Origin of the sequence: Peribacillus sp. AS_2, from assembly GCF_026891895.1 — a bacterium.
Lineage (GTDB): Bacteria > Bacillota > Bacilli > Bacillales > DSM-1321 > Peribacillus > Peribacillus frigoritolerans.
Genome location: NZ_JAPTGA010000028.1, coordinates 1 through 13,542, shown reverse-complemented (window position 1 = coordinate 13,542; position 13,542 = coordinate 1). Strand labels below are relative to the sequence as shown.

The 13,542-nt window shown below is 40.1% G+C and carries 17 protein-coding genes and 1 pseudogene; 3 read left to right on the top strand and 15 right to left on the bottom strand.

The window, feature by feature from the left end:
* Window positions 1-14 precede the first annotated feature (14 nt).
* Entirely contained in the window at window positions 15-1,148 is a 1,134-nt protein-coding gene (locus tag OTG27_RS26025; RefSeq protein WP_268938547.1) for an NADH-dependent flavin oxidoreductase, read from the bottom strand.
* Window positions 1,149-1,281: 133 nt separating this feature from the next.
* Between OTG27_RS26025 and OTG27_RS26020 the strand changes: the two genes are divergently transcribed.
* Window positions 1,282-2,148: a LysR family transcriptional regulator gene (locus OTG27_RS26020; protein ID WP_268938546.1), complete on the top strand. Its 867-nt coding sequence runs from the start codon at window positions 1,282-1,284 to the stop codon at window positions 2,146-2,148.
* Between the two features lie 64 nt (window positions 2,149-2,212).
* Here the strand turns inward: OTG27_RS26020 and OTG27_RS26015 are convergent, their stop codons facing one another.
* The 8 genes from OTG27_RS26015 to OTG27_RS25980 form a co-directional block, all read right to left on the bottom strand.
* Complete coding sequence (locus OTG27_RS26015) at window positions 2,213-2,416, bottom strand: zinc ribbon domain-containing protein (protein WP_057276417.1); 204 nt, start codon at window positions 2,414-2,416, stop codon at window positions 2,213-2,215.
* A 430-nt stretch (window positions 2,417-2,846) separates the two neighbouring features.
* Window positions 2,847-3,389 carry a hypothetical protein gene (locus OTG27_RS26010; protein WP_307730194.1) on the bottom strand — a complete coding sequence of 181 codons (543 nt, stop codon included), beginning with the start codon at window positions 3,387-3,389 and terminating at the stop codon, window positions 2,847-2,849.
* An 80-nt stretch (window positions 3,390-3,469) separates the two neighbouring features.
* Window positions 3,470-3,625 (bottom strand): hypothetical protein, encoded by a 156-nt coding sequence (locus tag OTG27_RS26005; RefSeq protein WP_268938545.1) that lies wholly within the window; start codon window positions 3,623-3,625, stop codon window positions 3,470-3,472.
* Between the two features lie 152 nt (window positions 3,626-3,777).
* The gene (locus tag OTG27_RS26000; protein ID WP_268938544.1) at window positions 3,778-4,731 is read right to left on the bottom strand and encodes an ABC transporter permease; all 954 of its coding nucleotides are present in this window, start codon (window positions 4,729-4,731) and stop codon (window positions 3,778-3,780) included.
* Window positions 4,731-5,663, bottom strand: coding sequence for an ABC transporter ATP-binding protein (locus OTG27_RS25995; protein WP_098866310.1), 933 nt, complete (start codon window positions 5,661-5,663; stop codon window positions 4,731-4,733). The genes OTG27_RS26000 and OTG27_RS25995 overlap by 1 nt, the downstream gene beginning before the upstream one ends.
* A gap of 265 nt (window positions 5,664-5,928) precedes the next feature.
* A complete protein-coding gene (locus tag OTG27_RS25990; RefSeq protein WP_268938543.1) occupies window positions 5,929-6,168 on the bottom strand; it encodes a hypothetical protein in 240 nt (79 codons plus the stop codon).
* A 49-nt stretch (window positions 6,169-6,217) separates the two neighbouring features.
* Complete coding sequence (locus tag OTG27_RS25985; RefSeq protein WP_268938542.1) at window positions 6,218-6,712, bottom strand: GNAT family N-acetyltransferase; 495 nt, start codon at window positions 6,710-6,712, stop codon at window positions 6,218-6,220.
* A gap of 113 nt (window positions 6,713-6,825) precedes the next feature.
* Complete coding sequence (locus OTG27_RS25980) at window positions 6,826-7,479, bottom strand: HAD family hydrolase (protein WP_268938541.1); 654 nt, start codon at window positions 7,477-7,479, stop codon at window positions 6,826-6,828.
* A gap of 290 nt (window positions 7,480-7,769) precedes the next feature.
* On the opposite strand from OTG27_RS25980, the gene OTG27_RS25975 reads away from it, so the two are divergent.
* Window positions 7,770-8,567, top strand: coding sequence for a peptidoglycan-binding protein (locus tag OTG27_RS25975; RefSeq protein ID WP_268938540.1), 798 nt, complete (start codon window positions 7,770-7,772; stop codon window positions 8,565-8,567).
* A gap of 93 nt (window positions 8,568-8,660) precedes the next feature.
* Here the strand turns inward: OTG27_RS25975 and OTG27_RS25970 are convergent, their stop codons facing one another.
* The 4 genes from OTG27_RS25970 to OTG27_RS25955 form a co-directional block, all read right to left on the bottom strand.
* Window positions 8,661-9,194 (bottom strand): GNAT family N-acetyltransferase, encoded by a 534-nt coding sequence (locus tag OTG27_RS25970; protein WP_268938539.1) that lies wholly within the window; start codon window positions 9,192-9,194, stop codon window positions 8,661-8,663.
* A gap of 11 nt (window positions 9,195-9,205) precedes the next feature.
* Window positions 9,206-10,210, bottom strand: coding sequence for a phosphotransferase enzyme family protein (locus tag OTG27_RS25965; protein WP_268938538.1), 1,005 nt, complete (start codon window positions 10,208-10,210; stop codon window positions 9,206-9,208).
* A gap of 353 nt (window positions 10,211-10,563) precedes the next feature.
* On the bottom strand, window positions 10,564-10,761 hold the full coding sequence (locus OTG27_RS25960) for a hypothetical protein (RefSeq protein ID WP_063575134.1): 198 nt from the start codon (window positions 10,759-10,761) through the stop codon (window positions 10,564-10,566).
* Between the two features lie 63 nt (window positions 10,762-10,824).
* A complete protein-coding gene (locus tag OTG27_RS25955; RefSeq protein WP_063590081.1) occupies window positions 10,825-11,088 on the bottom strand; it encodes a hypothetical protein in 264 nt (87 codons plus the stop codon).
* Window positions 11,089-11,534: 446 nt separating this feature from the next.
* On the opposite strand from OTG27_RS25955, the pseudogene OTG27_RS25950 reads away from it, so the two are divergent.
* Window positions 11,535-11,723, top strand: a pseudogene (locus tag OTG27_RS25950) (SDR family oxidoreductase); the annotation flags it as partial.
* A gap of 52 nt (window positions 11,724-11,775) precedes the next feature.
* Here the strand turns inward: OTG27_RS25950 and OTG27_RS25945 are convergent.
* Window positions 11,776-12,195 carry a VOC family protein gene (locus OTG27_RS25945; protein ID WP_268938537.1) on the bottom strand — a complete coding sequence of 140 codons (420 nt, stop codon included), beginning with the start codon at window positions 12,193-12,195 and terminating at the stop codon, window positions 11,776-11,778.
* A 26-nt stretch (window positions 12,196-12,221) separates the two neighbouring features.
* Complete coding sequence (locus OTG27_RS25940; RefSeq protein ID WP_268938536.1) at window positions 12,222-13,121, bottom strand: DMT family transporter; 900 nt, start codon at window positions 13,119-13,121, stop codon at window positions 12,222-12,224.
* Window positions 13,122-13,542: the final 421 nt, after the last annotated feature.

Genomic DNA, 13,542 nt, shown 5'->3' with positions numbered 1-13,542 from the left:
TTACATTCATACTATCATTTCTCGGGCATGCCGTCACGAGTAATGATATTCGCCCACATTTGATCCGGAATACTTAATGTACACCTGCTATCGCGCGGCAAGGCTGTCATGATCTCGTCTTCCCTGCCTTCCTTTATTTTGGCGGCCCAGTCCGGTTCCATCAGCAATTCCCTTCCTAATGCGAAAAGCGGTATATTTTTCTCAAGCACAGCATTTGCTTCATCTGGAGTATGAATCGATCCAAGTGATATGAAACTGGTCCTGCCAGCGATGACATCACGGAGAATTTCGGTCCTTGTCAATCCCCTGTTCAATCCGCTTCTAGGCATGGACCAGACATTTTTAACAGAAAGATGTAAATAGGAAAGCCCCTGAGTTGCCAATTCATCTACCCATGCAACTGTATCATCCATTTTCAATCCGCCTTCTTCCGGTTCTTCGGGGGAGAACCGATACCCAATAACGAATTCCTTGTCTGCATAAAGATCACGGATCCGCTTCACCTCCGCGATGACGGCAAGTGGAAAATGCATTCTATTCTTCAAACTCCCTCCCCAATGATCTCTCCGTCTGTTAGAGTGGGGTGAGAAAAACTGCTGCAGGAGATAGCCATTCGCTCCATGGATTTCCACACCATCGAATCCTGAACGAATGGCATGGCGGGTGGCTCTTCCAAAGTCTTGAATAGTGGATAGAATTTCAGTGTGGCTCATTGACCTTGGAATGTACTCTTCGCCCATTCCTTTATAAACGCTTGCAATGATTCCGCTCGGACTAACCATTTTTTCTCCGCCTGTACAGCTTGGAAGGCTCTCGCTTCCGCCATGATGAAGCTGGAGAATGGCTTTTGCACCTTTGGATTTGATTGTCTTTGAAAGCTCAGTGAGTCCAGCGATGCTTTGTTCATCATATACTTTCATTTGCCGGGGAAAGCTTGTCGCAACAGGGGAAATGGCGGCAGCGGCAGTAATGAACATGGCAGGTCCATCCGCCCTTCTTTTATAGTAGGCTAATTCCTCGTCAGAAACCAAGCCATCCTCTTGACCTGAATAAGTGGTCATCGGCGCAACCACAATCCTGTTTTTAAGAACCGTTCCATTAGAAAGCGTGTACGGTGAAAAAATTTGCCCGTATTTCCGTTTCATCATTTTCCATCACCCATTCGTATTTTAATTTGTAATGTTATTGTATTCTCGACCACATCATAAGTAAAATGAATGTTTTTCATTACTTGGATTAGAGTTTCTCATGTATAATTCATAGAAGAAGGGTGTGGGGCATTTGAATTTTTTTCAACTGGAAGTCTTTTTACATGTTGTTGAACACGGAAGTTTTACGAAAGCGGGAGACCGGATCGGACTGACTCAATCAGGCGTGAGCCATAACATTACAGCACTTGAAACGGAACTTGGTGTGACTTTATTGAAGCGTGACCGAAAAGGTATAACACTCACGACTGCGGGAGAACAAGTCATTCCACATATGCGGGCCATTGCTGCCAACCTTGCACATATCGAACAAAAGATTGCAGCTGTGAATGGAATGGAAATCGGTAAAATAACGATTGGCAGTTTTCCAAGCTTCACTGCCAGATTCATACCAAAGCTATTCTCCATCTTTAAAGAAAAATACCCTAATATCGATTTGCTGATTCATGAAGGTGGATATGAGGAAATCTTAACATGGATCGAAGAAGGAACAGTGGACATCGGCTTTGCAGCAAAACCAGTAAAGAACGTGGAATTCATCCCTCTGCTAACAGATCCTCTATCAGCTGTCGTGTACGAAGGCCATCCGCTTTCAGGGAAAACCTCATTGAACCTGGAAGACTTCGTTGATCAACCATTCATCATGCTGAGATCTGGCTGTGAAACACTCATAGAAGATAGATTCCTGGAAGCCAAGATAAAACCAAACATTTCATACGACATTAAAGACAATCAAACCGTGCTCTCAATGGTAGCGGGAAAATTAGGCATCACGATTATGCCAGACCTGGCCTTACCGGAAAAACCCGAACGCATCAAAAGCCTGCCCTTGAACCCGGAACTTTCCCGGGAGATCGGATTGGTCATGAAATCAGCTAAACACCTATCACCCGTCGCCAAGGAATTTACAAAAGTCGTTCAAGGCCACTTCATCGGGTAATGGGCAGTATGAAAAAACAAGAATCCCCTTTTCATGAAAAAGGGGATTCTTGTCGTGTCGATGATCATCCAAAGAATAGATCCAGCAGATTACTGCCTGCAGATGATTGCCTATTGTAAAACTCCGAATAACCGCACTGCTTGCAATACACAACCGTAAATTGATTATTCTGGACATCGAACATTTTTGACAAGCCTGTTCCTGTCATCGCTACATCCTTCTTGGCAGCATCATTGCTTCCGCATTTCATACAACCCTTTTCGCTCATGATCCTTCATCTCCCAAATTTATTAAAATGATAAATGCTCATAAATACCGGAGCTTCCCGGCACCGTTCATAATTACATATACGGATAACCCGGATAAATGGTTTCGGAATCCATGCAAAAATATGTAAATTCCAATGAGTCCTGTTTTATTGGCTGCCTTTTTTATTACGGATAGACTTAATGGTAGGCAAAGCATTATACACACTAATTGCAAAATAATAGATTAAAATCATATGCATAGCATCACTTATAGGAACGGGGTATCATCAAGCTTAAAAATAGCAAATAATGCATATACCCCAACAAATATGATTGGATAAATGATGTAATGATAGATGAAATTTTTTATGAACATATTAATTTATCGCATCGCTTTCTTATTCACTTATACAGCTAAAACCGATAATCGGGGACACTGGTGAAAAATCATTAAATCACATCTGCATCATCCAATCGTATTTCTGCGACCCTTCCACCTGGTACACACCAGAATTCCAAGGTAATATTTCGTTTATGGTCAATGTATCCGATAATATCGGCTCCCTGTTCATAACTTTTATAATAATGTTCTCCGTACTTCGAAAGGACGTCCGCTTTCTTACTTCCTAATTTAATGCCTTTGCTTGTTTGAAGGGAGTTTTCAAATTGGGCGTCGTCCGTACTTGAAATGATCAACCGCATGATTTTCCCTTTTTCCTCGTCTGTATTGATAGAGGCCGTTTTCAACCCGCCCTTCCAATAATAATAATCATAAGCCTTATTATTATCCTGATCGATGGGTTCTCCATATTCCCTGATGAATTCCGGACTCGATATGTTATCAAACACTTTAAATCCCCCGATAGATTCATCAGACAAATCTGTTGATTTTGTCAATTTTTGAGAGAATGCCGAGTACACATAGAACCCTAACGCTATTCCAATAATTGTAAAAACAATGACTAACTTTCGTTTATAATGCATTTTCCCCATCTTTAAACCTGCTCCATCTCTATCAGATTATTTCCGCGAAGTCCGCAATTAACCAGTGTATTGTTCATATGTACATGGAGCTACTGACTAGCAAACTGGCAGGAACTGATCCCCATTACGAACCCTCCGCCTATCCCGATCACTACGCCAGCAACTGTCCATTGTGATATCACCATGCCCATTAGAAATAAAGAAAATCCTATAAGTCCAATTAATAGAACCTTGTTTTTATTCATTTTCCACCCCTAAACCCAACTGAAAATCCTCATATTATCTTATACGGATAATTTTGGATAAAAGTTTCACTTTATGCCAGATTCAAAGCAGCAACATTCCTGTTGCATAAGAAAAACCGAAATCAGCCACTGATTTCGGTTTTTCGCTCTATTTAATTAGTGATATCTTTTTTCTGGAAGAAGAAGAAAGTTAGCGCTAAAAAGATAAGATAATAGATTCCCAGTACACCCATCGAGAATCCAAGTGTAGCTCCATCGAACATGTCTATCGTTCCGGAAATATAGCCCCTTAAATCGAGATGGGGGAATAGGACGAATTTTAACCACTCGTATTTTCCGATGAATGATTGAATGACCATATTTAATGTCGAAGATGCAAATAGGATGAAAATGGATATACCTACTGCAAGTGCTTGGTTTTTAAATAATGTGCTTAACATGAAAGCGATGGTCGTGATGACTAGGAATCCTGGTATCCAGTAAACGATCATGTCCACGAAATATTCGCCGACTACCACCGGACTGAATTCGAAAGATGCAGGATCCATGATTTTGTCTGAATACGAACCATTGCCAAAGAATATGATTCCGATTAGATAACTGAATATAAGCAGGCTCGCAAGTAATAACGCTGCAAATAACAAGGAAGTAATATATTTGGAAAGAAGGATCTTCCAACGTTTATAAGGCCTGATCAACAGTTGTTTAATGGTTCCATCGGAAAATTCCGAAGAAACGAGCGAGCTGCAAACAATAACGACGAATAAAGTGACAAATGATGTTAATGTTGTAGTCCATTCAGCCATATAGGTCCAATTCGTGTTTAAGTCAGGGTTTATATTATCAGCCAACAGTTGCTTGTTGTAAGTAATTTCTTCCATGATGGCGGCTTTTTCTTCTTCACTGATTTCCTTAGCTTCCAAAGCCTTTTCCTGTTCTTGGATATCGGCGTTTATCTCTTGCTTCCAATCTTTATTCGTTTCGTCAGGACTTAGTTTATAATCGATGACCGCAGCCCCTAATGCTGCCAATAATAGAAAAGCGATGAATATATAAGTTGATACTTTTGAAAAGATTTTCATCCATTCATTTTTTACTAAGGACATCATACAGACTCCCTCATTTCCTGCTCAGTGATTTCGAAGAATTTATCTTCCAGCGTTTTTCTGGTTATGCCAATTTCAAAGACATCCAGATCATTTGCATTAAAACTCCTGTTTATATGGGCTGTTTGTTCTCTGGTGGCCGATACGGAGATTTTCTTCGCACCACTTTTTAGGATCGTGATATCCGCAAACTGTTCTTGAAGGATTTTTTTAGCTAGCTTCCCATCACTGACGGTGAATGACACTTCATTGATCGTTTCAGTTTTTTCATCAACAATATGTTCTTTCGTATGGATCAGTTTTCCCTTTTCGATAACGGCAAAACTATCACACATCAATTGCATTTCCGATAGTAAATGTGATGAAATCAATATCCCGACACCTTCACTTGCCAGTACTTTCAAATAATCACGAAACTCGCGAATCCCTTGCGGATCCAAGCCGTTCGTCGGTTCATCAAAAATCAATAACGACGGTTTATGTAAAATGGCCTGTGCCACGCCAAGGCGCTGGCGCATTCCCAATGAATAGGTTTTAACCTTCTTATCGATGGCATGATCCAGTTTGACAAGCTTAATGACCTCTTCTATTCTCTCATTGGATATGTCATTGGATGACATCCGGGCATAATGCAGGATATTCTTTCTGCCTGTCATATATTTATAGAACTCCGGATTTTCAACAATGGCCCCCAATTCATGCATCGCACCTTCGAAATCATGATCGAGGTCACTGCCATTGATCATGACCGTACCGCCCGTACGATTGATGAGACCTGTGATCATACGGATGATCGTGGTCTTCCCAGCACCATTCGGACCAAGTAAACCAAATATTTCATTGCTTTTTATTTCAAAGCTAACATTGTCTACGATGGTTGCTTTTCCAATTTTTTTAGTTAAGGATTGAACCTTAAGAACCGATTCAGACATATAATACCTTCCTTTTTTATGAATTTCCAAAATCACACAAATTCAACATTACCATATTATGCATATTATTACTATACTGATATTCTTCTAATTGGGTATATTGAACCAATGCCTCCGCCGGCGTCAACTTCAGCCCCCGTTATCCAAAAACACTACCTTCACTTTTTTTCTTCGAAATAGCAACAACTCCTATATATCGTTACCATTTTATACGATTACGTAAGGAGAAAGTTTCAGGATTATTTTATCTGATAAGGAAAATTCACTATAATTTATACAATATATAGGTAAATCCGATAGAAATGGCCAGACCCAATGCAAATAGAAGGATTTTTCTAATAATGGAAGGTAAGAGCTTATATATCATCATTACAATTACATCGATGAAATTTGAGGGTACTCCGGAGCCGAACTCTTTGATTTCTTTCTTTTTGCCAAATAGGGCGAACCACATTATAAAAAGACCGCATAAAATAAAAATGATGGAAAAAATCTTATATCCCATTGAATGTCACCCGTTTCCTCATAGGCTTAACGATATTGTTATTATTATCTTAACTTTCAAGTTTCAGAATGAACTCTTCAACCTCTTTGCCTCTTGCATGGGAATATCCTTTGTCCTCATCGTCTCTTTCAAATCCGCATTTTTCCAGCACCCGGATGGATGCAAGGTTATCCTTGGCTGCACGGGCATAAAGAGGGCGGACTTTTATGTTCGGCAAAAAATGGAGCAGTGCACATGTAGCGATCCCTTTACCCCAAAATTGCTTCCCGATCCAATAACTCACTTCCGGGTTACCAAACTGTTCAAACTTGAGAATGCTGCCTGCCACACCCCCATTGCAGAGTATGGTCATTTTTTGAATATCCCGGTTCGATAAGATGTTCTTCCAGTGTGTCAAAAAAGCCGTCTTGTCTGATGGATCCTTAGATGTGAAAGCAGCCATATAGTTTGCGGCAGGATCCAATTGCTGCTCGAAAAAGATAGGAAGATCACTCTCCTTGACCTTCCGCAGGCGGACTCCTTCGTCATTTGTTTGCAATCCCATATACTCATCCCCCACACCAATATATAACATTCATCAAAACCAGAAAAACCGAAGACTCTGCCATCTTCGGCGCGGTTTCATTCTTTCATCTTACTATAATTGCCGTTGAACTGTTATTGCTCAATATGCTTGATAACGTCAGACAAGCTCTTATCCGCCATGGATCGGAGGCGTAAATGATGATTTTCAAAAGCTAAAGCGTCCGTCACGGGATTTGGTACGATTACACACTTCAACCCAGCAGTCAGGGCCGCTTGAAGCCCATTTAACGAATCTTCAAATGCTACGGCTTCTGCAGGCTGAATGCCTAGGACTTCAATTGCCTTTACATACAAATCGGGCGCTGGTTTAACTTTATCAACATCATCCCCTGTGATCATAACTTCAAAATAGTGTAACAGTCCGAGTTCCCCCAAATGATGAGTGACCCACTCTTTTGTCGAGCTTGAAGCGAGGGCGATTTTATATCCATTTCTTCTCGCTTCTTCTAGATAATCCTTCACACCTTCACGTGCCTGTGCTGTTTTCATCTTAACTTCATGGAGGCTTTTTGCTCTGGATTCAATTTCTTCAATATTACACCTTTCCCCCAGCTGATCTTTGAAGTACTGATTTAGTTCAGTATTATCGGTTCCGATACATGTAACAAAATGTTCGAGAGGCAAATCAGATTCATAAAAAGCCATCGTTTCTTTATAGGCCTCATACCAAACCGTTTCCGTGTCTAAAATTAAACCATCAAAGTCGAAAATAACTGCCTTAATCATATGATTCCCTCCTTTAACCTTACAATAGAATTTATATTAACTTAAACGTACATGAATGAATGCCCCTGTTCAACCAAACGGTTCCGTTAGTTTCATATGAAACTTGATTTTTTCCCATAATTCGACAATTGATAAGGATAAGGTAACCCGATGTCCGCCTCATTTCTTTTCTTTATGTTACATGTTTTAACAATTACTTAGTGCCTTCGCGGTGTTTTTCCTTAACTGCGCCTAAAAGAGTGATAGTTTAACGAATGGTTTAATTGCAGGAAACAACGAGGAGGATAAACATGAAGAAAATTTTATTAACGATCCTAACGGCTTCTGTATTCATTCTAGGAGTTTGCATGCCAACTAAAGGCGAAGCCGCTGCTTTGGATCGCACACTTTCATTTGGAATGAGTAATAGTGATGTTAAAGAATTACAAGAATTATTACTGACAAAAGGGGTTTTTCCCTATTATGAAGCAACAGGTTACTACGGCCCGATTACAAAGGAATCCGTAAAGAAGTTTCAGGAAAAATCAGGGCTGAAAGTCGATGGAATATCAGGAACACAAACGAATCAGAAAATACAGGTACTGAAAAGCGGGGATATGGGAAGACCTGTAGCTGAACTGCAAAGGCTATTGAAAGCCTGGGATGTTTACTCATCAACGGTCGATGGCATTTATGGATCAGGTACAAAACAAGCAGTCATGAGCTTTCAAAAGCAAAAAGGATTATCCGCTGACGGTATAGCCGGTGCACGGACCTTCAGTAAATTAGAACAAAGAGCCAGTTCAGCAAGCTCAGCCGTTAAAGAACTGACGGTCACAAGTACAGCTTATACAGCAAGCTGCGAAGGATGTTCAGGCAATACAAGAATGGGTGTCGATTTAGAAAAATATGATGATGCCAAACTGATAGCAGTCGATCCGAACGTGATTCCGCTAGGCTCCATCGTGGAAGTCGAAGGCTACGGACAAGCCATCGCTGCAGACACGGGCGGTGCGATCAAAGGAAACAGAATCGATGTATTCATCGCGAAAGAAGCAGATGCTCTAACGTGGGGAAGAAAGCAAGTGAAGGTAAGAGTCATTAGATAATGCATGACCTAAATATCGATATACTATAAAAATAGATACATAACCAAACCGCAAAGAGCATGTATGGAATCCATTCATGCTCTTTCGGTCTGTTTAAACCAATTTGTACATGATAATGTCATCAACGTATTCACTTTCGCTCATCTTGAATTCTTTGATTTTACGGCCTTCTTCAATAAACCCCAGCCGTTTATACAATGATATTGCCCGATGATTCGTTGAAAAAACCCCCAAACTCACCTTTTCAATCAACGGATTGGCTTCTGCCCAATCCAATAACGCCTCAATAAGCTCTTTTCCGATTCCCATCCCTCTGAAATTTTTTCTGATCATCACCCCAAATGAGCCCTTGTGGAACATTCTCTTCCTAGTTTCCGATTGAAAGGCTATCCATCCGACCACTTCATCGCTCATTTCGGCCACGATGATGGTTTCCCGTTCATTTTCCAATAACCTTCGTATCCAATCTCGTTGCTGTTCAGGTGTTTTATTGAACTCCTCCGATATGGCAATAAAATACTCGCCTTCGGAAATAACGGAATTCTGTACATCCAAAACCGCTTCCGCATCTTCCAATACACCAGTCCGGATCATATATGCAAGCCGATTATTTTTCATTCCTGGCATTCCAATCCCCCTTAATGAACCATGTTCGGATCGAAGTGAACAATAGTCCGGCCTTCCATGATTCTTTGTTCAATTTTTTGAACGGTATTGGATAATGGGCGATCCGCATTCTTCAAATCATACTTTTTATGAAAAAAGTTATATAACGTTAAATCCCTTAGCTTTAAAAATAGAGGAATCGTTTCGTATTCCACAGGTGCCAGGATATTTTCCGTCTCATACCCTTTTATGAATTCCCTCATGAACTTGGCAGCATATTCATCGAGCCCTTTTATCCCTTCACGTTCCAAACTCCACATCAGATAGTACAGAGGGATCGCCAAATCGCTGGCAAACCAGTGATATGAACAGTCATCAAAGTCAAAAACATGAATCCGCCCCTCATGATAGTGGAAATTGCCGTTATGTATATCAGAATGAATCAAGCCAAAATTATCTTGATGAACGGGAAGGGCATTTAAATGCTTGTTGATTATTTCTTGTTGGCGGATCACTTGCTCCGGTACATCGGATTGATAGAGCTGGACATTCAATAATTCCTCTTCATGCCAATCCAGCCGTTTATATTTCGCTTCAGGCTTATAACTTTTTGTTTGTTTATGCATTTGGCCAATGGTTCTTCCCCATTCAAAAAATAAAGGTCCATCGAAATTTTCATCAGTGACTTTCATCCTAACACCAGGAGCTTTTTCAAACAGGCAACAATAAAATTCCGTACCATCCGAGCCCTTTACAATTTCAACTAAATTCTTTTCTTTCGAAAAGAGAACTTTAGGAATTTCACTCCCATTATTCTGTAAATGCTCAATCCACTTTAGCTCAGCAAGCACTTGATCTTTTGTACGATGTGATTGATGGGTCATTCTTAAGATATATGGCGTTCCATCCCTGTAAACCTCAAATACGTAGTTCTCTGCATCTCCAAGTTTAACCGGATTCCCAGCATTCACTTGAAAAAAATCCCCTGCCAATTTCACCAATTCATTAGAAAAAATTCGTTCTACCGCTGCTTCCATGATCTTCACTCCCATTGCCAACATTATTAATAAAAACGATTTATACTATGCTTTATACGATACTAAGATGCCATTTCCCTTTATTTGTATTTTATAAATCTAAAAAGTAAAGATATGTTCTTTTGCATAATCATTTATTAACGGCTCCTTCGTCCTTCTCAAAGGCTGTTTTCACATACTTTGTTGCTATTTACCAGGTAGTGAGTTTTGGTTGATTTCCCCTCCAGATGCTCGCTTTCCGCGGGAGTCTCGCACTTCCGCTCCAATCAACCTTAGATAGTTTCGTTTTAAAAACAACAACCTTTACGAAAAGAGCCTTCTCAAAAAAAAACGCCCTATAGGGGCGTCCAAAATCAAGTTTCCTTTTCTTCTTCATTCGCTATTTTATTGAACTTCAAGATTGTTTCTTCGATTACCGGATTATTGAATTCCTCTTGGATGGCTGATTGTACAAATTTATCTTCTTCACCATTCATTTCATCCCACTCATTAACTCTGTATTCTGGATCCCGACGATTTGATTTACCGTTTTGTTCCTCATTATTTAGCAACTATCTTCACCTCTTAACCATAGTAGAGTTCGAACCATTCATAAGCAGAAAGGATTTATCTTTTCAATAATCATCCTTGATTGAAATGGGTGAACCCGTTGAGGTATGTTGATTGACCCAGTCGAGCGATACTTTTGAAACGGCATCCCATTCAGGTATTTGGGCTTTATGTTGTTCCACCCAGCTCATGCAATATTGCGGGTCAATATTGCTTTCTTCAGATTTTGCCAAAAATGACTGAATTGTGGCTTCCGTACAGTTTTCCCATGATCCACATGTATCCTGCCAAATATGTTCCATTTTCATTTGGATATTTTCGTTAGCCATTGGGATTCCTCCTTAATTAAATATTACTTATTGATATCTTCATTAAGTATGTCCAAGGCTAAATAAATCATTACAAAAATTGGGGTTTTTTAGCGAAAGAATGAATTTACAATTGTAAAATTGATGAATAAACTGATTACGATAAACAAAATCCGCCAAAACCTATAGCTGCTTACGAAAGGAAAATCATTGCCTATTGTATTAAACAAACCAGTTTTGGAGCATTTCCAGTAAGTTTCGGGCCATTATGCGTGAATTGGGGCATATACTCGTGAATTTTTCACGCTTTTATTTGTCGAATCGGTGTTTACTCGTGAATTTTAGCCATTTACTCGTGAGTTTCACGCTTTTACTCGTGAGTTTAGCTGATTTACTCGTGAATTTCAGCGTTTTACTCGTGAGTTTCACGCTTTCCCCATAAAATGGCACAAAAAAAGCGGAATGCTTGGACTCCGCTGATCCCAGCGACGTTCGACGAACAATCCGTTGCCGAGTTCGGCACCGAGGCACCGCTTGGCCGTCCTGGGCAGCCGCCAGATCATGCGGGCGCCTATGTGCTGCTAGCATCTGATGAAGGTGCTTATATAACAGGACAGTGCATTCATATCAATGGGGGGATCACGATGTCCTCATAACTCCAAAACGACCGAAAAGCATGATGCTTTTCGGTCGTTTCCTTTGTGAAATTTAAATTCCTATGCCAGGCGAATTCATCAATACAATTCTCCAACCATCCGGATCTTCAATGGTAACACCTGATTTTTCCCAATATGGATTCTCCGGAAAAACCGGTTCATAGCCCATACCTTTCAACCTATTCGTGATTTCCTCAATGGTTTTACGTTCAGGAATATAAAAGACAAGCAGATTATCTTTTGATGGGGCAGGACAAGGACTGCCATCCTTATGTTGGGTAAACTCCAGATGATAGCTGGAATCCGGAAGTCCGATCATAATGCCGTCATATCCCTCGTGCCCTTCAAAAGATCCGATTTTTTTCAATCCTAATCCTTCACAATAGAAGCTTACTACCTTTTTTAGTTGATCAGTAGGACGTGCAACCCGGATCTGCGCTACTTTCATTTCAGTTGGCCATTTACTTTCCATTGTCCCATCCCTCTCTGTAAACCGAATTACATTTCTTCTTTCAAATTACTTTTACCAATATTCATGCCAAAACCTAATGCAATCGCCGCACCTAAACAACTGAAAAGACAGCCAGCTCCCAAGAAAATGGTTGGATCTGATTCACCAATCATCACTGAAGCTATACCTCCAATTGCCGGAAAAAGGGCAACCATGTATCCACTTTTCGCCCCGCCTATCTTTTCTACAAGCTTGAGGTAGAATAGCCAAGCTCCAAAGGAAGCGAATATAGTTAAATAGAACAAAGCAGATAAATATGAAACGGATGTCGGTATATTGACTTCTTGTCCTTGGATGAACACAATGGCCGCCAAAAGAATTCCTCCTGCTGCAAATCCAAGTACATTGGCATAGATTGGGTTCACTTTCTCCCTGGCATTTCTAGCAGAGCTTGCATCGCCCAATGCAGTGAGAGTGGTACCAAGAACAGCCATCATGATGCCCTTTATATCATTGAACCCATGAATATCATGTAAACTCGGATAAATAACAATACAAACAGCCAGCACACCAATTTTCCCGCCAATTAAGATACGTGAATGCAATGGTTCCTTCAAAAAAACACGAAGGGCAACGGGCGTTAAAATGACTTTCAATGAAAAAATTAACGTAACCATTGCTGCTGAACTTAAGATAGTGGCATAATAAAGGCATAAATAGCTTAAAGCAAAATTACAAATCCCAAACACAATAATGAATGGAACATCCTTTTTCTTAGGTTTTCCTTTAGGTCTAAGGATGCACAATAAAATGAAAAATAGGATGGCCGTCAAACCTAAACGATAGGTTAAAGATAATTCTAAACTCACAGGTGTACCTTGAATCTTAACGGCAATAAAATTAAGACCCCATACTAATAAACAAAATATGTACATAAAGTTAGTCATAATAACATGACCAATTTGCGATATTGCCCACTTTCTATCAGTTTATAAAACTCGTCGTAACTGATTTTCCCATCCATAATTAAACCGCCTTCTATTAAAAATCACATATGTAATAATAAAGTAAATATTACCAATTCGAAGGGGATTGTCAATATATAAAACTACATTCCGAAAAGCCCTCCAGTTAATTTGGAGAGCTTTTCATTGGCAAACGGCTATTAGCACAAACCCGTTAATTGAGTTTCGGAAACATTCCATCTGATTTCAAAAATCCAATAAGGAGTACAGGAAAAAACTTAAAGGACCTAGTCTTATACATATTTCGGTGTGAGATCAGCCTACAGTTTTTTTCAAGAAAACATTCCAGTCGATTTCAGAAATCCGCTCCCTTTCCGCCGACTGTCTGCCAAGCCTCCTCGGC

Bases quoted from the DNA above. Each gene is read 5' to 3' on its own strand.
- OTG27_RS26025 (WP_268938547.1), bottom strand. From the start codon at position 1,148: ATGATGAAACGGAAATACGGGCAAATTTTTTCACCGTACACGCTTTCT.
- OTG27_RS26015 (WP_057276417.1), bottom strand. From the start codon at position 2,416: ATGAGCGAAAAGGGTTGTATGAAATGCGGAAGCAATGATGCTGCCAAG.
- OTG27_RS26010 (WP_307730194.1), bottom strand. From the start codon at position 3,389: ATGGGGAAAATGCATTATAAACGAAAGTTAGTCATTGTTTTTACAATT.
- OTG27_RS26005 (WP_268938545.1), bottom strand. From the start codon at position 3,625: ATGAATAAAAACAAGGTTCTATTAATTGGACTTATAGGATTTTCTTTA.
- OTG27_RS26000 (WP_268938544.1), bottom strand. From the start codon at position 4,731: ATGTCCTTAGTAAAAAATGAATGGATGAAAATCTTTTCAAAAGTATCA.
- OTG27_RS25995 (WP_098866310.1), bottom strand. From the start codon at position 5,663: ATGTCTGAATCGGTTCTTAAGGTTCAATCCTTAACTAAAAAAATTGGA.
- OTG27_RS25990 (WP_268938543.1), bottom strand. From the start codon at position 6,168: ATGGGATATAAGATTTTTTCCATCATTTTTATTTTATGCGGTCTTTTT.
- OTG27_RS25985 (WP_268938542.1), bottom strand. From the start codon at position 6,712: ATGGGATTGCAAACAAATGACGAAGGAGTCCGCCTGCGGAAGGTCAAG.
- OTG27_RS25980 (WP_268938541.1), bottom strand. From the start codon at position 7,479: ATGATTAAGGCAGTTATTTTCGACTTTGATGGTTTAATTTTAGACACG.
- OTG27_RS25975 (WP_268938540.1), top strand. From the start codon at position 7,770: ATGAAGAAAATTTTATTAACGATCCTAACGGCTTCTGTATTCATTCTA.
- OTG27_RS25970 (WP_268938539.1), bottom strand. From the start codon at position 9,194: ATGCCAGGAATGAAAAATAATCGGCTTGCATATATGATCCGGACTGGT.
- OTG27_RS25965 (WP_268938538.1), bottom strand. From the start codon at position 10,210: ATGGAAGCAGCGGTAGAACGAATTTTTTCTAATGAATTGGTGAAATTG.
- OTG27_RS25955 (WP_063590081.1), bottom strand. From the start codon at position 11,088: ATGGCTAACGAAAATATCCAAATGAAAATGGAACATATTTGGCAGGAT.
- OTG27_RS25945 (WP_268938537.1), bottom strand. From the start codon at position 12,195: ATGGAAAGTAAATGGCCAACTGAAATGAAAGTAGCGCAGATCCGGGTT.
- OTG27_RS25940 (WP_268938536.1), bottom strand. From the start codon at position 13,121: ATGACTAACTTTATGTACATATTTTGTTTATTAGTATGGGGTCTTAAT.